This is a genomic window from Bradyrhizobium sp. WSM1417, assembly GCF_000515415.1.
GTDB lineage: Bacteria > Pseudomonadota > Alphaproteobacteria > Rhizobiales > Xanthobacteraceae > Bradyrhizobium.
In genome coordinates this window covers 4,896,595-4,913,509 of sequence record NZ_KI911783.1, presented here as the reverse complement: position 1 = coordinate 4,913,509, position 16,915 = coordinate 4,896,595, and the positions used below count along the sequence as shown (strand labels likewise).

Below are 16,915 nucleotides of genomic sequence, written 5' to 3'. Positions count from 1 at the left end.
GCATGACGCTGACGCTGACGATCCTGGGCTGCGGCTCCTCCGCCGGCGTGCCGCGCCCGGCACTCGGCTGGGGTGCCTGCGATCCCAACAATCCCAAGAACCGCCGTCGCCGCTGTTCGCTGCTGGTTGAGCAGACATCGGGCGAGGGCACCACGCGTATCGTGATCGACACCTCGCCGGACCTGCGCGAGCAATTGCTCTCGACCAATGTCGACCACATCGATGCAGTGTTCCTGACCCACGAGCACGCCGATCAGACCCACGGCATGGACGATCTGCGTTCGGTCGTGATGCACATGCGCCGGCGGATTCCGACCTACCTCAATCAGTCGACTGCGAACGACATCATGTCGCGGTTCTCCTATTGCTTCGTCTCGCCGGCGGGCAGCGACTATCCGCCGATCCTGACGGCGCAGTCGATCGAGGCCGGTGAAAGCCAGACCATCCAGGGGAAGGGCGGCGCGGTGACGATGACGGCCTTCCTGGTGCAGCACGGCAACATTCCCGCGCTGGGCTATCGCATCGGCGATGCCGCCTACACACCCGACCTCAACGACATCCCGCGCGAGAGCTGGGGCGCACTGGAAAATCTGGATCTCTGGATCGTCGATGGCCTGCGCTACACCAGCCATGTCAGCCATTTCAGCATCAACGACGCGTTGTCCTGGATCGAGCGCTTCAAGCCGAAGCGCGCTGTCATCACCAACATGACAGCCGATGTGGATTATGAGGTGATCCGGCAGTCGCTGCCGGCGGGAGTGGTGCCCGCGTATGACGGGCTTCGGCTGGAGACCCGCTGAACCTGCGGTGGAAATTCCGGCGAGAGCCGGCATACTCCTTGCTTGCGCTGGGCCCATCATGTTGATCTAACGTCTGAAAGACAGGCGCTGGGCAGGGGCGATATTCATGCAGGACCGGCGCGCGACGTGCGATCGCCGGGACCGTCTGAATCGCCTCGTGTGAGGATGGGGATCGCGTTGGCAGGGGACGATGTCACGAGCCGGGGACCGGTGCGACGCGCGCTGGATCTCCTTTATCTCGGTGCGGGCTACGCCGCCGGCGCGTTCATGGTTGCGATCTTTGCAATCATGATGATCATGTCGATCGGGCGCCAGTTTGCGGTCAACATTCCCGCCGGCGATGATTTCGCCTCCTGGTGCATGGCCGCGATGGCATTCCTCGGCCTCGCTCACACCTTCAAGCGCGGAGAGATGATCCGCGTCGGCCTGTTGCTGGAGCGTCTGCATGGGCGCACCAAGCAGGTTGCGGAGGTCGTGGCGCTCGGTATTGCCGCCGCTTTCATCCTCTATTTCACTCGGCATGCCGTGCAGATGACCTACGATTCCTGGCGCTTCAACGACGTGGCGCAGGGCGTCGTCGCGCTTCCGCTCTGGATTCCGCAGCTCGGGTTTTCCGGCGGACTCGTGATCCTGTCGATCGCGCTCATTGATGAAATGATCAGTGTCGTCGGCGGCAACCGGCCGAGCTACGAAAAGGGCTCGCCGGACGAGACCCCGGACGAATTCATCGAACGGATCTCGCAGGGCGGCGGAGGTTGACGATGGCCAATCTCGGCATGATCGAACTGTCGTTCATTCTGCTCGGCGTGATGATCCTGCTGCTGGGAAGCGGCATCTGGATCGCGGTTTCGCTCGGGCTCGTCGGCTTCGTGGCGATGGCGCTGACCACGAGCCTGCCGCTCGGCTCGGTGCTTGCGACCACGACATGGAGCGCAAGCTCGTCATGGACGCTCGCCGCGCTGCCGCTGTTCATCTGGATGGGCGAGATCCTCTTCCGCACCAAATTGTCCGAGGAGATGTTTCGAGGCCTGTCACCCTGGGTTCAATGGCTGCCCGGGCGCCTCACTCATGTCAACGTGATCGGCTGCGGCATCTTCGCAGCGGTGTCGGGCTCGTCGGCGGCGACCTGCGCGACCATCGGCAAGATCGCGCTGCCCGAACTGGACAAGCGTGGTTACGACAAGAGCCTTAGCCTCGGCTCGCTCGCGGGCTCGGGTACGCTCGGCCTGCTGATCCCGCCGTCGATCCCGATGGTGGTCTATGCGGTCACGGCGAATGTCTCCGTGCTTCAGGTCTTCCTCGGCGGCTTCCTGCCGGGCGTGCTCGTGATGGTGCTCTATTCCGGCTACATCATCATCTGGTCGCTGCTCAATCCAAAAAAGGTCCCGCCGCGGGACCCGCCGATGTCGTTCCGCCGGAAGCTGCAAGAGTCCGCCAAGCTCGCGCCGTGCCTGCTGCTGATCCTGGCCGTCTTCCTGTCGCTCGTCTTGGGGTTTGCGACCGCGACGGAGTGTGCCGCCTGGGGCGTCTCCGGCGCGCTGCTGCTGGCGTGGTGGAGTCGCACGCTCACACGCAAGAACTTCCTCGAAAGCATCATGAGCGCGACACGCCTGACCTGCATGATCATGCTGATCCTGGCAGGCGCGGCCTACACGACCGCAGCGATGGCGTATACGGGAATTCCGGCAGCGCTCGCCACCTGGGTCCAGGGCCAGCAGCTCACGCCGGGCATGCTCGCGCTGTATCTGAGCATCATGTACATCATCCTGGGATGCCTGATCGACGGCATCTCGATGATCGTCCTCACCGCCGTGATCGTGCTGCCGATGGTCAAGCAGGCCGGTCTCGACCTGGTCTGGTTCGGCGTCTATCTCATCATCCACGTCGAGATGGCGCAGATCACGCCGCCGGTCGGTTTCAATCTGTTCGTGCTCCAGAACATGAGCGGGCGTGATACCTTGACCGTCGCGCGAGCGGCGTTCCCATTCTTCGTCCTGCTGCTCGCGGCCGTGTTCATCATCACGGAGTATCCGCAGATCGTGATGTTCTTGCCCAAGCTCGCTTTCCCAGACTGAGCGTACCGTTTGAAATTGACTGTGAGGAGAAGCCCGATGATCTCTCGTTTATTCCGCGCATCCCTGATCGCCGGCGCCGTGCTGGCCGCGACGCCCGCATTGGCTCAAACCAAATGGAATCTGCCGGCAGCGTATCCCGCCGACAATCCGCACTCCGAGAACCTCGTTGCCTTCGCCAAGGACGTCGAGGCCGCGACATCCGGCAAGCTCCAGATTACGGTTCATCCCGGCGCCTCACTGTTCAAGGCGCCCGACATCAAGCGCGCGGTGATGACCGGGCAGGCGCAGATGGGCGAAGTCTTGCTGTCGATCCACGAGAACGAGGATCCGGTGTACGGGGTCGACGTCGTGCCGTTTCTGGCGACCAGCTTTCCGGACGCCATGAAGCTGTACCAGGCGTCGAAGCCGCTGATTACCAAGAAGCTCGATGCGCAGGGGCTCAAGCTGCTGTTCGTGGTGCCGTGGGCGCCGCAGGGCGTCTATGTCAGTAAGCCGCTTGCGACCATCGAAGACATGAAGGGCCTGAAATGGCGGGCTTACAACGTTGGGACCGCGCGTATTGGCGAGCTCGTCGGCGCGCAATCGGTCACCATTCAGGCCGCCGAGCTGCCGCAGGCACTTGCGACCGGCGTCGTGAACTCCTTCATGTCGTCAGGGGGCACGGGCTACGATGCGAAGGCATGGGAGTCGCTGAAGTACTTCTATGATGTGCAAGCCTGGATCCCGAAGGACTACACCTTCGTCAACAAGGCTGCGTTCGAGGCGCTCGACAAGCCGACCCAGGAGGCCATCCTCAAGGCCGCCGCAACCGCGGAAACCCGCGGCTGGAAGGCCTGGCAGGACAAGAGCACCTGGTACATCGATCAGCTCAAGGCCAAGGGCATGACGGTCGAGCCGCCGAGCCCAGCCCTGAAGGCCGGATTCCAGAAGATCGGCGAACAGCTCACCGCCGACTGGCTCAAGAAGGCGGGAGCCGACGGCCAGGCCCTGGTTGACGCCTACAAGAAGATGTGAGGACGACGGGGCTCGGCGGACCCCAGTCGAAACTGCGCAACGACTTCGCGGCGACACCCAACCGCCGCGGAGGTCGAGACAAGCTCAGGCCGAGATCGCCTTCGCCGATCCCGCTTCGTTACGCAGCAGGAATTTCTGGATCTTTCCCGTCGACGTTTTCGGGATCGGCCCGAACACCACGGCCTTCGGCGTCTTGAAGCCGCTCATATGCGAGCGGCAGAAGGCGATGATGTCCGCTTCGCTTGCACTCGCGCCGTCCTTCAGCTCGACGAAGGCGCAGGGCACTTCGCCCCATTTCGGATCGGGCTTTGCGACCACGGCGGCGAACAGCACCGCCGGGTGCTTGTAGAGAATGTCCTCGACCTCGACCGAGGAAATGTTCTCGCCGCCGGAGATGATGATGTCCTTGGAGCGATCCTTGATGATGACGTAGCCGTGCGCGTCGAGCACGCCGAGGTCTCCGGTGTGAAACCAGCCGCCTTCGAAGGCTTCCTTCGTCGCCTTGTCGTTCTTGAGGTAGCCCTTCATCACGATGTTGCCGCGGAACATGACTTCACCGATGGTCTCGCCGTCGCGCGGCACCTGCCTCATGGTCTGCGGATCGATGACGGTGACGGCTTCCTCGAGCGGGTAGGGCACGCCCTGCCGCCGCTTCAAGCTGGCGCGCTCGGCCGCGGGCAGATCATCCCAGCCTGGCTGCTCGGCGCAGACGGAGGCGGGGCCGTAGACCTCGGTCAGGCCGTAGACGTGCGTCAGCTTGATCCCGATGCTCTCGGCGCCTTCGAGCACCGCGACCGGGGGCGCGGCACCGGCGATCAGGCCGACGACGCGGCGCGCGGCACCACCCTTCGGTGCATCGGGCGCGTTGATCAGCGTGTTGTAGACGATCGGCGCACCGCACATGTGGGTGACGCCGTGCTGCTTGATCAGCTCGAAGATCTTGGTCGGCTCGACCTTGCGCAGGCAGACATTGATGCCGGCGGCGGCCGCAATGGTCCAGGGGAAGCACCAGCCGTTGCAGTGGAACATCGGCAGCGTCCAGAGGTACACCGGGTGCTGGCCGAGTTGGCCTGCGAGAATGTTGCTGACGGCATTCAGATAGGCGCCGCGATGATGGGTGACGACGCCCTTGGGATTTCCCGTCGTGCCCGAGGTGTAGCTCAGCGCGATCGCGTCCCATTCGTCCCCCGGCAGGATCGCCGTGAAGTCAGGATCGCCTTGCGCGACGGCGGTTTCGTACTCGATCTCGCCGATGCGCCTGCCGCCCTTAAAGGCGGCGTCGTCGACGTCGATCACGAACGGTTTTGGGCCACTCATCTGCGACAGCGCATCGGTGATCACGCCCGAGAATTCCGGGTCGACCAGAATGATCTTTGCGCCGCCATGGTCGAGCTGAAATGCGATCGAAGGCGCATCGAGCCGGATGTTCAGGGCGTTGAGCACGGCACCCGTCATGGGGACGGCGAAATGCACCTCGTTCATCGCCGGAATGTTCGGCAGCATCGCCGCGACGGTGTCGCCGACGCCGATGCCCTTGCCGGCAAGGTACGAAGCAAAGCGCTTGCAGCGCTCATGGGTCTCGCGCCAGGTGAAGCTGCGCCCTTCGTAGACCGTGCTAACGTGATCGGGATAGACTAAGGCGCTGCGCGCAAGGAAGCTCAACGGGCTCAGCGGCACGTAGTTGGCGGGCGTCTTGTCGAGACCGATATTGTACTGGTTCTGCCGCTCGCTCATCGACACCTCCCTCACGCGCCGGCTTACAGGAATCCGATGGAGATCCACGGAAACACGGCGACGACGATCAATCCTACCAGCAGCGCCAGCAGATAACCCCAGATCGGCCTGATGCCTTCGGCCGGATCGACGCGTCCGATGGCGCAGGCGGCATAATAGCCGACCCCGAAGGGCGGGGCGAATAGCCCGATACCCATGGCGAGAATGATCACCATGGCATAGTGCACCTCGTGCACGCCGACCGCACGCGCAATCGGAAACAACAGCGGCCCGAACAGTACGATCGCCGGGATGCCCTCCAGCACGCTGCCGAGGATGGTGAAGGCCAGGATCGAGACGGCGATGAAGGTCCCCGCGCCGCCCGGCAGTCCGGTCATGGCCGACGCCAGCGAGCGCGAGAACCCCGATTGCGTCAGGCCCCAGGCCATGCCTGTGGCCGTTCCGATGATCAGCAGGATCGCGCCCGACAGCGCAGCGGTTTCGACCAGCATCGGAAACAGCCGCCGCCAGTCGAAGCGGCGGTAGACGAGGAGGCCGACCAGGGCGCCATAGACGATGCCGATGGTGGAGACTTCGGTGGCGGTCGCGATGCCTTCGACCACGGCATAGCGGATCACGAAGGGCAGCGCGAGCGCGGGCAGGGCAATGACGAAGGTCTTGCCGATCTCGCCACCTGTGGCGCGTCGGACATGGCTCATATCCTCGTGGCGGTAGCGCCACCAAACCAGCATGCACAGCGTGATCGCCAGCACGACCCCGGGCAGCAGGCCGCCGGTGAACAGCGCGGCGATCGAGACGCCCGTGACCGATCCGATCGTGATCAGCACGAGACTCGGCGGAATGGTTTCGGTCTGCGCGCCGGTGGCCGCAAGGAGCGCGACGAGATCGCCGGGCTTGGCGCCGCGCTGCTTCATCTCCGGGAACAGCACGGGCGCGACCGCCGCCATGTCGGCCGCCTTGGCGCCTGAGATGCCGGAGACCAGGTACATGGCGCCGACAAGGACGTAGTGCAGCCCGCCGCGGACGTGGCCGAGCAGGCTCGCCAGGAAGGCGACCATGGCCCGTGCCATGCCGGTCATTTCAATCAGCAGCCCCAAAAATACGAACAGCGGCACCGAGAGCAAAATGAGGTGGCTCATGCCCTCGTCCATCCGGCCGACCAGCACCATGACCGGCGTGCGCGTGGTCAGTGCCAGATAGCCGAAGATGGCGAGCCCGAAGCCGAACGCGATGGGAACACCGGCAAAGACGCAGAAGCCGGCGACGCCGACGAAGAAGATGACGAGGTTGAGGTTGCCGAGCGGCCGCAGATAGGGCTGCGCCAGCCAGAACAGGCCGACAACGACAGCAACGGCGACCGCGGCCGTCAGCACCATGCGGTAATCGGCTGCGCGCAGCAGCCGCAACAGCGCGAACACCGCCATCAGGCAGATGCCGGCCGGCAGCGCCGCGGCGCGCCACATATTGGAGATCTGCAGCGCCGGCGTGGTGATGAAGCTTTCCTCGTAGGCGTAGTCCCAGGACGGCCACACGATCAGCGCCAGGAAGGCCAGCGCCGCGCAGGTCGCCACGAGGTCGAGCCAGGCCCGCGTGGCCGGCCTGGTGCTGGCGACGACCGCGGTCATGCGCATGTGCTCGGAGCGGCGGAACGCGACCGCCGCGCCCAGCATGGCGAGCCACAGGAACAGGATCGAGGCGAGCTCGTCCGACCAGATCAGCGGCCGGTGCAGGCCGTAGCGCGCGACCACGCCGGCAAACAGGATCGCGATCTCGGCGACCACCAAAATCGCCGCCGGGATTTCGACGAGGAGGCCGAGTGCGCGCTCCGTCGAGGCCAGCAACGAAGGTCGGCGAGGGGACCGAACAGTCGCCTCGCCCGCCACTCCGTTCACTTCGACCTCGATATGAGCCATGACGGCTCCAACGCGTTACGACAGCTTGCCGACCGCCTTTTCCAGCAGGTCCCAGGCCTGATCGCCATATTTACCCTTCCACTCGGCATAGAAGCCGGCGGACCGCAGCTTGTCGCGGAACGGCGCGACCGCGGGCTGGTTGAAGGTCAGGCCCTTGCCCGCGAGCTCCTGCTGCAGATTGGCATTGAGCTTGGCGGTGTCCTCACGTTCTTTGAGCGCTGCAGCATTGATGTTCTTGGCAACGATGGTACGCACATCCTCGGGCAGGCTGCTCCATGCCTTGCGATTGGCCAGGAACCAGAAGCCGTCCCACATGTGGTTGGTCAGCGAGCAGTATTTCTGCACCTCGTAGAGCTTGGCGGTCGAGATGATCGCCAGCGGGTTCTCCTGGCCCTCGACGATCCTGGTCTGCAGCGCGGAATAGACCTCGGCGAAGTTGATCGAGGCGGGCGCCGCATCGAACGCCTTGAACATCGAGGTCCACAGCGGCGACACCGGCACGCGGATCTTGAAGCCCTTGAGGTCGTCCGGACCGGTGATCGGCTTGCTTGACGACGTGGTCTGGCGGAAGCCGTTGTCCCAGATCTTGTCCATGACCTCGAGACCGGCCTTCTTGATCTCGCCGCGGACGAAGGCGCCGAGATCGCCGTCCATGGCCTTCCAGACCGTGCCGTAGTCCGGGAACGCGAAGCCGATGCCGTTGATGGAGGCCGCCGGCACCAGGGTCGACAGGATCAGTCCCGACAGCGTGAAGAACTCGACGCCGCCGGACCGAATCTGGCTCAGCATGTCGGTGTCGGACCCGAGCTGGTTGTTCGGGAAGATCTGGAGGTCGAACTTGCCGCCTGTCTCGGCCTTGATCGCCGCCGCCATCTCCTTGGCGCGCACGTTCAGCGGATGGGTGTCCGGCAGGTTGTTGGCGTATTTGTAGGTGAACTCGGCGCTCTGGGCGCGGGCCACATGGGGCGCACTGAGGCCGCCCAGGACCGCGGTCGCGGCGGAGGCCTTGAGAAGCGTGCGGCGGGAAAAGCTCATGGGTCTGCTTCCTCGAAAGTTTGTTGTTGTTCTGAGATGCAAACCTATACGGACGGAAGGTCAGAAGGTCATCTGCGATCTCGCGAAGCTTCGCTTATTGCAGCCGGACATCGTCACGGCAATATCGGCTTTCGGAGGCATGGGCCGGATTCAAAAACCGAAAAACAACCCCATGCACAGTAGCCGTAGAAAGTCGGGGCGACGTGCGACGGCCGGCGTGGAAAAGGACGAGGAACGAAGGTCCCATGAGAGGAATTCCAGCTAAATAACTGATCTGATTGTGCATAAATATATTCCATAATATACCTTATGCGAATCATGGATATGGACGTGCAGATCAGGCCCGATCATTCCGCACCTACCCAGAAGCCCTCTCTCGGCTCACACTTGGGGCCAAGCAAGCCCCGGCAAACCGACGCAGCGGTTGAGGCCACGGCAGCATTGGAGGCTCGTCATGCAGGAGAACGTCGCCCGCGCAGATCGCTCGCGCGCCATTCCATTCGATGCGGCCAAGCTCGACCGCCTGATGGAGGCCGCCGGCCTCGACGTCCTGGTCGCGACCTCCAAGCACAATGTGCAGTACATGCTCGGTGCCGAGCGCGCGATCTTCTTCGACTACATGGATGCGCTGGGCGTCAGCCGCTATCTGCCGGTCCTGGTCTATCCCAAGGGCGCACCGGAGCACGCGGTCTATGTCGGGCATCGGCTGGAGACCCACCAGCGCGCCGTCGCGCCCCCATGGGTGGCGCAGGTCCGGACCGAGTCCAACGGCTCGGTCGATGCGATCACGCGGGCCGTAAGCTTGATCCGCGACGCCGGCGTGCCCCTGAAGCGGGTCGGGGTGGAGATGGCGTTCCTGCCGATGGATGCGGGCCGGGCGCTTGCCGACGCCCTGCCCGGCGCCGAGCTCAAGGACGCGCTGCTGGTGCTGGAGCGGCTGCGCGCGGTCAAGTCGGCCGACGAGCTCGCGAAACTCAAGACGGCGTCCGAACTGGTGATCGCCTCGATGCTGGCGGTGATCGCCGGGCACGGGCCGGGCACGACCAAGCAGCAATTGTCGGACGCCTTGCGGATCGCCGAAGCCAATCGCGGACTGACCTTCGAATACTGCCTGCTCGCCTGCGGCAACAGCCACAACCGGGCGCCGTCAGCGCAGCGCTGGGAGCAAGGTGACGTGCTGTCGCTCGATTCCGGCGGCAATTATCACGGCTATATCGGCGACCTCGCGCGCATGGCGGTGCTCGGTGATCCCGATGCCGAGTTGAAGGCCTGCCTGGCCGAGATCGAGGCGGTCCAGCGCGCGGCCTTCGCCGCGGTCCGGCCCGGCGCCCTGGGCGGCGACATCTACGTCGCGGCGGAGCGGCAGCTCGCGAAGATCAGCCAGCGTGACTGCACGGAGTTTTTGGCCCACGGCATGGGCCTCGTCAGCCACGAGGCCCCTCACCTGACTGCCAAGGGCCCGATTCCCTACGACGACACCGACGCCCGGTTGCCGCTCGAAACAGGCATGGTGGTGTCGATCGAGACCACAATGAAGCATCCCAAGCGCGGGTTCATCAAGCTCGAGGACACGGTCGCGGTGACGGCGACGGGCTACGAGATCTTTGGCGAGGGTGGTCGTGGGTGGAATCTGGGGGGCAGTTCGCTGTAGCGGCACCGCCCACGGCGCAGACATTCGCCCTCTGCCTGAGCACCACCGGGCCATCAACGCCCTGACCTACATCGCCCATGACCTAGACTTCCGCGGAAGCGGTCGCTCTCGGCATTCGCATGACTTGCTCGAGGGCATTTCGGTGCTTCAGCACGGCAAGGGTCTCGCGTGCGCTGAGGCTGCTGACGACCTCCTCGAAATCGTCGCTCTGCTCAATCTTGGCCCGGCCTATCGCGAGATCTATGTCGATTTGGCGCGATTTGCGAGGCGGCGTTTCGAGGGACTGCATGTGCGGTCCAAGCAACGCGGGGTTCTGTCTAAGTTCGATCAGAGCCCCGCGTGCCTCGATCCGATCCAGGTTGGCGAGCTCTCTCGCCCTCTGCAGCAGTGCCGGCGCGCGATTGTCCTCCGGCGTCGCAAACAGGTGCGCCATTCGCGGCGCGGTCGACGTGATGAGACCGATCGGTATGGCGCAAACCAGGCCGATGATCACCGGCGACATCCAGAGCAGCAGCGGAAGCGACACGGCGTAGGCGCTTGCCGCCATGGCCAGACCGCATAGGGTCGGCACCGTGAACTTGCGATAGACTTCATCGCGCGTGATCCTGCCATCGCTTCGCCGTTGAACTTGCCAACCCGCGTCACGGCCCAGCAGGATCTCCGCCACGGCGGTGGATTGAAAGATCATCATGGATGGGGCGATCAAGGCGGCAAGCAGGCTCTCGGCGATCACCGCCAGCAGCACGCGAAATCCGCCGCCGAATGCCTGCCGTTCCGCACGTCTGGTGAGCAAAACGAGGTAGGCCAGCAATTTGGGCAGGATGAGCAGCCCCATCGTCGCGGCAAAGACCCAGGCGGCGAGCACGGGATCCTGTGCGGGCCAGGTTGGAAACAACGAAAAGCCCTTGGGAAAGTACTCCGGCTTGACGAAATAGGCCTGCAACGAGATCAGGATTCCGAGCAATAGAAACAGCAGCCACAGGGGCGCGGTGAGATAGGAGCCGATGCCGGTCAACAGGTGAAGCCTGGAGACCCAGTGCAGGCCTCTAGCCGGCAGAACGGAAAGATGCTGGAGATTGCCCTGACACCAGCGGCGGTCCCGCGCGGCGAAATCCAGTAGCGACGGTGGCACCTCCTCGAAACTCCCGCCGAGTCCTGGAGCCATGAAAATCCCCCACCCCGCCCGCCGCATCAGCGCGGCTTCGACAAAATCGTGGCTGAGGATGTGGCCGCCGAAAGGCTTCCTCCCGCGCAATTCGGGCAAGCCCGCCTCTTGCGCAAAAGCCTGCACCCGGATGATGGCATTATGTCCCCAATAATTGCCCTCGGAGGCGTGCCACCAGGCGTTTCCGGCCGCGATCAGCGGACCGTACAAACGACCCGAGAACTGCTGAAGCCGGCTAATCAGGGTTCGCGCATTGACGACGATCGGAAGCGTTTGAATCAGCGCGGCCTGCGGGTTCGCTTCCATCGCGCCCACCAGCCGAACGATGGTCTCTCCGCTCATCAGACTGTCCGCGTCGAGAATGATCATGTAGTCGTAGGCGCCACCGAACCGCCTCACCCATTCGGCGATGTTGCCGGACTTTCGGGCGGTGTTGTCAGATCGGTGACGGTAGTAGAGATGGCCCGAACCGCAGTTGCGCTGCAGTTCCAGAAACGCAAGCTCCTCGGCAATCCAGATGTCCGGATCTGTGGTGTCACTGAGCAGAAACCAATCGAACAACGGGGCCTGTCCGATTTCGCCGACCGATTCGTACATGGCGCGGAGTCGCGCCATGAGATGGTGCTGATCCTCGTTATAGGTCGGCAACAGCATCGCCGTTCGGCCGGTGATCCCGGGCAGCGGACCGTGGCTGTCAATTGGCAGCACATCCGGTCGGCCCCGCAGGAGCACAAAAAAACCGGCGACTGAAGACACGAACGAAAACGCGATCCAGGCGAGCAGCACGAGAAACAGCCCGAACACCATGCCTTCGAGGACCGTGACGCCACCAACCTTGAGAACGTCGTACATCTCAACAGCGCCCGCAGCGGTAATCGCGACCGTTCCGCCAAGAATGAACAGGCGCCGCGCTGCAACGGCAGGGATGGTCCGTAGTCGCGCCGGATCGGCACGACTTGTCCTGTCCAAACGGCAGGGCAGCATCGGGAGAGGCGTTTCGTCGGGAAGATATCGAATGCCAAGCTCAGGCGAATGCGCGGGCGACGACGTCAGGGCGCCCATCGGTAAACCCAGACTTCAGAGATGGCTTGATCGCCTTGCATCAAGACCGCCCTCAACTCGACAGGCGCGTCCTTCACGGCGCATTGAAAACTCAGGCGCCAGCCGCCGGTTTCCGGGTTTGGCTGTGTGACGACGTTCTTGATCTCGGATTTGTCGGCGCTGACGGCACCCCTCACCTTGCCAGGATCGACCTCTTTCAGCTTGTCACCAAGGAGTTCGAGCACGAACAATTTGCTGTCGTCGCCCCGCGCGCCAACGCCTGTGCGGGTGAACCGGGCCAGGGAATTTGGCTTCGGCGCGTCCGGACCCCAGTGCAGGCGGTAGGTGTAGTTGTTTTCGCTCTTGGCCTGGAGGGCCGTCTTCGGGCGCCAGAAGGCGGCGATGTTGTCGTGAACTTCCTCCTTGGTCGGGATCTCAAAGAGGACCACACTGCCCTCTCCCCAATCTCCGATCGGTTCGACCCAGAGGCTCGGGCGACGCTCAAAGCGCGATTCGATGTCCTCGTAGGCAAAGAAATTTCTCTCCCGCTGCATCAGGCCGAAGCCGCGAGGATTGAGGTCATTAAACGTGCTGGCCTGCAGATCGCGTGGGTTGTTGAGAGGACGCCAGAGTTGCTCGCCCTTTCCATTGAACATTGCGAGCCCATCGGAATCGTGCACGGCAGGGCGGAAATCGTCGACATCGTGTCGGTCGTTCGGACCGAAAAAGAACATGCTCGTCATCGGCGCCAGGCCGGCATGCTGCAGCTCGATCCGCGGATAGAGCGACATCTCCACGTCGAAGACCGTCGGAGCGCCTGGCCTGATCGTGAAGCGATAGCTTGCCGTAGCGCTCTTGCTGTCGAGCAGTGCATGGACCACGACGGATGTGGCACCCGGCGCGGGCTTCTCCAGCCAAAAGGCCTTGAAGAGGGGAAATTCCTCTCCCTTGCTCTCGCCGGTATCGATCGACAGACCGCGCGCGGACAGGCCGTAGGTCTCGCCTTTGGCAACGGCACGGAAGTAGCTGGCGCCGAGAAACGCGCAAACCTCGTCGTAATAGTCGGGCCGATTGATCGGGGCGTGAATGCGAAAGCCGGCAAATCCGAGATCGGCGTCCGGTACCTGGCCGATATTGTCGCCGAATGCGAAATCGTCGCGCCGGTACCTGATCGGTACGGCTCGTCCGCCGGCGACCTCGTAAATGTCGACCCTGTTCTTGTAGAAAAAGCCGCGGTGGAAAAACTGAACCTCGAAGGGCAGCTTCTCGCTGCGCCAAGCCGCGCGCTCCGGCAGAAAGCGAATTGACCGGTACTGATCGTAGGTGAGATCCTTGAGCGCATCCGGGACCTTTTCCTCTGGTGGCGCAAAGGGCTTACTCGCCAAATTGCGCGCAAGGTCGCGGACATAAGAGGGGCCAAACGGCAACTCTGCCGCCGATGCCGCCGAGACTGCGCCAGGTAGTAATGTCGCCAATGGCGTCAATGCCGAGGCTTCCAGGAATTGCCGGCGATTCAACTGTGCTACCCGTTCGGTTCCAACCGCAATGCAACCCCCTCATGGCGAACGAGTTCCATGAGCGCCGCCGAATCCGAGCACGGTGTTGCCGACGAGGTCATCGATGCGGACTTGGGCAACATCGCGCTGATCCGCCTCGGTTGCGCCTGCAGGACGAGCTGCAATTTCCGATTGAGCATTCTCGAGCCATGGCGCCACGCAACGCTGCAGCCCCCGAAGGTAACTGGATGATCGCCTTAGCGCAGCGGCAGCAACTCCAGCTGGCTCTGCGCGTTCTTGACCGCCGTCGCATACCAGCTTTGGCTTGGTGCTTCCTTGGAGAAGCACGCCGTGTAGGCGGTCATCGCATTGTCTTCGCGGGTGATGTCGCCGCGGGGGTCCTTCTTGTCGATGGGCCTCGCCATCATCTGCTTCCAGACCTTTTCGCAGGCCGGGATCTCAGCCGTCTTCACCGCTTCGCTTGCGGCGAGAAAGAAGACCTTGTCGCCCTGGATCGCGACGACGTCGATTTCATGCGGCGGTCCCTTCAAATCGCCATTGCCGCGCACGCCGAGCACGGCGACCGCGGCGCTGGCTCCCGCAGGCGTCGTGATCGGCAGCTCGGCATATTTGGCGAAGGCGGAGTCCTGGACCGCCTGATAGTAGAAGCGGTCCGACTTGAACGCGGCGCCAACCTCCTGCGGCATGCCGTCCTCGCGGTGCTCGCGCAGCCAGTGCTTGAGCAGCGCGGTGGTGGTCACCACGGCCTGCATCTTGTCGCCTTCGGAGGCGAAGCCGAGACCGTCGAGATGGCCGAAACCGGAGTCGCCCTTGAAGAGCGTGTCCGCGTTGGTCTTGCCGTCCGCCGGCAGCCCCTTGATCGCGACCGGTCCCACCAAACCGCGCAGGACGCCCGTCAACTCCTTGAGCGCCGCGTCGTGCTGCTTATAGGTCTCGTCGTTCTCCGTGGCTTTCGAGAACTTTGCGATGTAGCGATCGCGCAGGTCGAGATAGTGCTGCTCGGCCCCGGCCGCATGGGCGGGCGCGGCGAAAACGAGCAGGCAGAGCAAGGCAACGCACTTCATAGCGATCCCGGGAGGCACGAGCTGCCTTCTGCCTTTGTGCCTCCGTTTCACCGGAAGGTTCATTCCCGGCGAGCCGGCACGCCGTCGTGGGTCCTGCTCCGCCAGCGCAAATGGACCGCGATGGTCAACTGTCCTTTGAATAGACCGGTTCACGATGAACTTCCCGTCCGTTCTCGTCGATGACGACGATTCGGAGATCTGGATGTCCTCCCGGCCTTGTCGTGCGAACGTCTTCCGCCAGGTTCTTGCTGTGGGCAATGGCGGCGCCATCGCTACCAAACTCCAGACCTGACTTGTCCCGAGCCGGAACGCCATCTCTCACATCGAAATAGTACGTGCGCATCAGCATCCTCTCACGTCCACCTGGAGTGCTTGGCGATCCTGTCGAAGAGGAAGGGCAAACAGGGGCACAAAGCCCTGGGGGACGTAACTGCAAATCGGGTTAAACACGCAGCGACGCTAGCGAAGGTTGCTCAAGGGCGGTTTGATTCCGATCAAACTCTTCTGTCATGGCTCAGCCTCTGTCATGGCCCGGCCTCGACACGAAGCGTGCCTCGCATCTGATAAGAGGCCATTGAGCTCGGGCAAAGCCGCGCGAGCGTCCCTACTCCGCCGGCGTGAGCTGCCGGTTCAGCCGCATCGCAGCAGTTTCCCGCACGCGGACACGGGCCCGGCGCTTGCGCCACCAGATCACGATTCCGGTGACCGAGAGCGCCGCCACCACCAGCCCCATGATCGAGATCAGGACGCGGCCGAACAGCCCGACAATGCGGCCCGAATGCAGCGGGAATTGCGCCTGCACGAAGATGTCAGCGGCGGTGCCGACCCAGGGCAGCCGTTCGCCGATGGGACGGCCGTCCTCGCTGTCGTAATAGAGCTGCGCCGGGCCGACGCCGCCGGCGCCGTGATCGTCGCCGGGATGGAAGAACGCGGCGGCATAGACACCATGGGCCGGGCCGTAGTTGACCGAGCCGACCGGGACGGTCCACCCTCGCCCCTTGCCGTCGGCCGCCGCGCGCGCGGCGATGTCGGCGAAGCCGACCTTGGGCTCGATGGGGTCGTCGAGATCGCGATACGGCCGCTGCTCATAGGGCGTCGGCGTGTAGTTCGACACCATCTTCATCAGCGGCGAGAACAACTCGAAATAGAGGTTCAGCGAGAACGCCGTAAAAGCGATGATGAACAGGAGGCCCCAGGTCCACAGGCTGAAAGCGCGGTGGATGTCGAAATTAATCCGGTAGGCGCTGCCTGACGTCTTGATGGTCCACGCTGGCGCCCAGCGCGCCCAGAAGCCGCGTTCGAGCTGGCGCGTGACTTGCGGAGCCCGCGCCGCGCTGGCGCGCCGGCGCGAGGGCAGCGTCAGGTAGAAGCCGACGAAGCAGTCGATGGTCCAGATGATGGCGATGACGCCGAGCAGGCGCATGCCCCAGCGGTCGCTGCCCCAGAATTCCGGGATGTGCATCGTGTAGTGCAGCTTGTAGAGGAACGAGACGAAGTTTTCGCGCGTCACTGGCCACACCGCGCCCCAATAGCGCCGGCCAAGCTCCGCGCCGGTGTTGGGATCGAGGAAGATCTGATTGTAGTCGAGCGCGTAGCGCTTGCCGGTCGCGGGATCGATCCGCGGCATGACGAAGAACCACAGCGAGTGGCCCTCCTCCGGCGTCATGAACAGGTAGACCACGCGCGCACGGGGATCGCGCTGCTCGATCGTCTTCGCGAGCTCGATCGAGGGAATGGCCGGGCCCTTGCTGCTGACGTCGAACAGATGGCTGTTCAGGACCTCGTCGATCTCGTGATCCCAGGAGATGATCGCCCCGGTGATGCCGGAGAAGAACAGGAAGCCGGCCGTGAGCAGTCCCGCCCAGCGATGCAGCTTGCCGAATATCGCTCTCATCGTTCACCCTCG

At 63.6% G+C, this 16,915-nt stretch carries 14 protein-coding genes; 6 read left to right on the top strand and 8 right to left on the bottom strand.

The features are described from left to right. Positions 1 to 2 precede the first annotated feature (2 nt). From BRA1417_RS0123835 to BRA1417_RS0123820, 4 genes are all read left to right on the top strand, one after another. The gene (locus BRA1417_RS0123835; protein ID WP_027517964.1) at positions 3 to 800 is read left to right on the top strand and encodes an MBL fold metallo-hydrolase; all 798 of its coding nucleotides are present in this window, start codon (positions 3 to 5) and stop codon (positions 798 to 800) included. A gap of 165 nt (positions 801 to 965) precedes the next feature. Then, the gene (locus BRA1417_RS0123830; protein WP_027517963.1) at positions 966 to 1,559 is read left to right on the top strand and encodes a TRAP transporter small permease; all 594 of its coding nucleotides are present in this window, start codon (positions 966 to 968) and stop codon (positions 1,557 to 1,559) included. Between the two features lie 2 nt (positions 1,560 to 1,561). After that, positions 1,562 to 2,875 carry a TRAP transporter large permease gene (locus tag BRA1417_RS0123825; RefSeq protein WP_027517962.1) on the top strand — a complete coding sequence of 438 codons (1,314 nt, stop codon included), beginning with the start codon at positions 1,562 to 1,564 and terminating at the stop codon, positions 2,873 to 2,875. 36 nt (positions 2,876 to 2,911) lie between these two features. Continuing rightward, on the top strand, positions 2,912 to 3,889 hold the full coding sequence (locus BRA1417_RS0123820; protein ID WP_027517961.1) for a TRAP transporter substrate-binding protein: 978 nt from the start codon (positions 2,912 to 2,914) through the stop codon (positions 3,887 to 3,889). A gap of 84 nt (positions 3,890 to 3,973) precedes the next feature. Here BRA1417_RS0123820 and BRA1417_RS0123815 read toward each other — a convergent pair whose 3' ends face one another. The 3 genes from BRA1417_RS0123815 to BRA1417_RS0123805 are packed head-to-tail and all read right to left on the bottom strand — an operon-like array spanning position 3,974 to position 8,571. After that, positions 3,974 to 5,623 (bottom strand): acyl-CoA synthetase, encoded by a 1,650-nt coding sequence (locus BRA1417_RS0123815; protein WP_027517960.1) that lies wholly within the window; start codon positions 5,621 to 5,623, stop codon positions 3,974 to 3,976. A gap of 23 nt (positions 5,624 to 5,646) precedes the next feature. Further along, positions 5,647 to 7,536 carry a TRAP transporter large permease subunit gene (locus BRA1417_RS0123810; RefSeq protein ID WP_027517959.1) on the bottom strand — a complete coding sequence of 630 codons (1,890 nt, stop codon included), beginning with the start codon at positions 7,534 to 7,536 and terminating at the stop codon, positions 5,647 to 5,649. 15 nt (positions 7,537 to 7,551) lie between these two features. Continuing rightward, positions 7,552 to 8,571, bottom strand: coding sequence for a TRAP transporter substrate-binding protein (locus BRA1417_RS0123805; RefSeq protein WP_027517958.1), 1,020 nt, complete (start codon positions 8,569 to 8,571; stop codon positions 7,552 to 7,554). Between the two features lie 454 nt (positions 8,572 to 9,025). Between BRA1417_RS0123805 and BRA1417_RS0123800 the strand changes: the two genes are divergently transcribed. Then, entirely contained in the window at positions 9,026 to 10,222 is a 1,197-nt protein-coding gene (locus BRA1417_RS0123800) for a Xaa-Pro peptidase family protein (protein WP_027517957.1), read from the top strand. 82 nt (positions 10,223 to 10,304) lie between these two features. On the opposite strand, the gene mdoH is transcribed toward BRA1417_RS0123800, so the two are convergent. Both mdoH and BRA1417_RS0123790 read right to left on the bottom strand, forming a co-directional pair. After that, a complete protein-coding gene (mdoH, locus tag BRA1417_RS0123795) occupies positions 10,305 to 12,449 on the bottom strand; it encodes a glucans biosynthesis glucosyltransferase MdoH (RefSeq protein ID WP_027517956.1) in 2,145 nt (714 codons plus the stop codon). Beyond that, on the bottom strand, positions 12,437 to 13,903 hold the full coding sequence (locus BRA1417_RS0123790; RefSeq protein WP_371260024.1) for a glucan biosynthesis protein G: 1,467 nt from the start codon (positions 13,901 to 13,903) through the stop codon (positions 12,437 to 12,439). The genes mdoH and BRA1417_RS0123790 overlap by 13 nt, the downstream gene beginning before the upstream one ends. 99 nt (positions 13,904 to 14,002) lie before the next feature. Between BRA1417_RS0123790 and BRA1417_RS44220 the strand changes: the two genes are divergently transcribed. Beyond that, the gene (locus tag BRA1417_RS44220; protein WP_156948888.1) at positions 14,003 to 14,176 is read left to right on the top strand and encodes a hypothetical protein; all 174 of its coding nucleotides are present in this window, start codon (positions 14,003 to 14,005) and stop codon (positions 14,174 to 14,176) included. 5 nt (positions 14,177 to 14,181) lie between these two features. Here the strand turns inward: BRA1417_RS44220 and BRA1417_RS0123780 are convergent, their stop codons facing one another. The 3 genes from BRA1417_RS0123780 to fsrB form a co-directional block, all read right to left on the bottom strand. Next, the gene (locus tag BRA1417_RS0123780; protein ID WP_027517954.1) at positions 14,182 to 15,009 is read right to left on the bottom strand and encodes a hypothetical protein; all 828 of its coding nucleotides are present in this window, start codon (positions 15,007 to 15,009) and stop codon (positions 14,182 to 14,184) included. A 124-nt stretch (positions 15,010 to 15,133) separates the two neighbouring features. Then, entirely contained in the window at positions 15,134 to 15,352 is a 219-nt protein-coding gene (locus BRA1417_RS42960) for a hypothetical protein (RefSeq protein WP_084462505.1), read from the bottom strand. Between the two features lie 261 nt (positions 15,353 to 15,613). Then, positions 15,614 to 16,903, bottom strand: coding sequence for a siderophore utilization protein FsrB (fsrB, locus tag BRA1417_RS0123770; RefSeq protein WP_027517953.1), 1,290 nt, complete (start codon positions 16,901 to 16,903; stop codon positions 15,614 to 15,616). Between the last annotated feature and the right edge of the window lie 12 nt (positions 16,904 to 16,915).

What these genes read in the sequence shown, in the direction of transcription:
- BRA1417_RS44220 (WP_156948888.1), top strand. Translation starts at nt 14,003, where the DNA reads ATGAGCGCCGCCGAATCCGAGCACGGTGTTGCCGACGAGGTCATCGAT.
- BRA1417_RS0123805 (WP_027517958.1), bottom strand. Translation starts at nt 8,571, where the DNA reads ATGAGCTTTTCCCGCCGCACGCTTCTCAAGGCCTCCGCCGCGACCGCG.
- BRA1417_RS0123820 (WP_027517961.1), top strand. Translation starts at nt 2,912, where the DNA reads ATGATCTCTCGTTTATTCCGCGCATCCCTGATCGCCGGCGCCGTGCTG.
- BRA1417_RS0123800 (WP_027517957.1), top strand. Translation starts at nt 9,026, where the DNA reads ATGCAGGAGAACGTCGCCCGCGCAGATCGCTCGCGCGCCATTCCATTC.
- BRA1417_RS0123810 (WP_027517959.1), bottom strand. Translation starts at nt 7,536, where the DNA reads ATGGCTCATATCGAGGTCGAAGTGAACGGAGTGGCGGGCGAGGCGACT.
- BRA1417_RS0123830 (WP_027517963.1), top strand. Translation starts at nt 966, where the DNA reads ATGGGGATCGCGTTGGCAGGGGACGATGTCACGAGCCGGGGACCGGTG.
- fsrB (WP_027517953.1), bottom strand. Translation starts at nt 16,903, where the DNA reads ATGAGAGCGATATTCGGCAAGCTGCATCGCTGGGCGGGACTGCTCACG.
- BRA1417_RS0123825 (WP_027517962.1), top strand. Translation starts at nt 1,562, where the DNA reads ATGGCCAATCTCGGCATGATCGAACTGTCGTTCATTCTGCTCGGCGTG.
- mdoH (WP_027517956.1), bottom strand. Translation starts at nt 12,449, where the DNA reads ATGGGCGCCCTGACGTCGTCGCCCGCGCATTCGCCTGAGCTTGGCATT.
- BRA1417_RS0123815 (WP_027517960.1), bottom strand. Translation starts at nt 5,623, where the DNA reads ATGAGCGAGCGGCAGAACCAGTACAATATCGGTCTCGACAAGACGCCC.
- BRA1417_RS0123835 (WP_027517964.1), top strand. Translation starts at nt 3, where the DNA reads ATGACGCTGACGCTGACGATCCTGGGCTGCGGCTCCTCCGCCGGCGTG.
- BRA1417_RS42960 (WP_084462505.1), bottom strand. Translation starts at nt 15,352, where the DNA reads ATGCGCACGTACTATTTCGATGTGAGAGATGGCGTTCCGGCTCGGGAC.
- BRA1417_RS0123780 (WP_027517954.1), bottom strand. Translation starts at nt 15,009, where the DNA reads ATGAAGTGCGTTGCCTTGCTCTGCCTGCTCGTTTTCGCCGCGCCCGCC.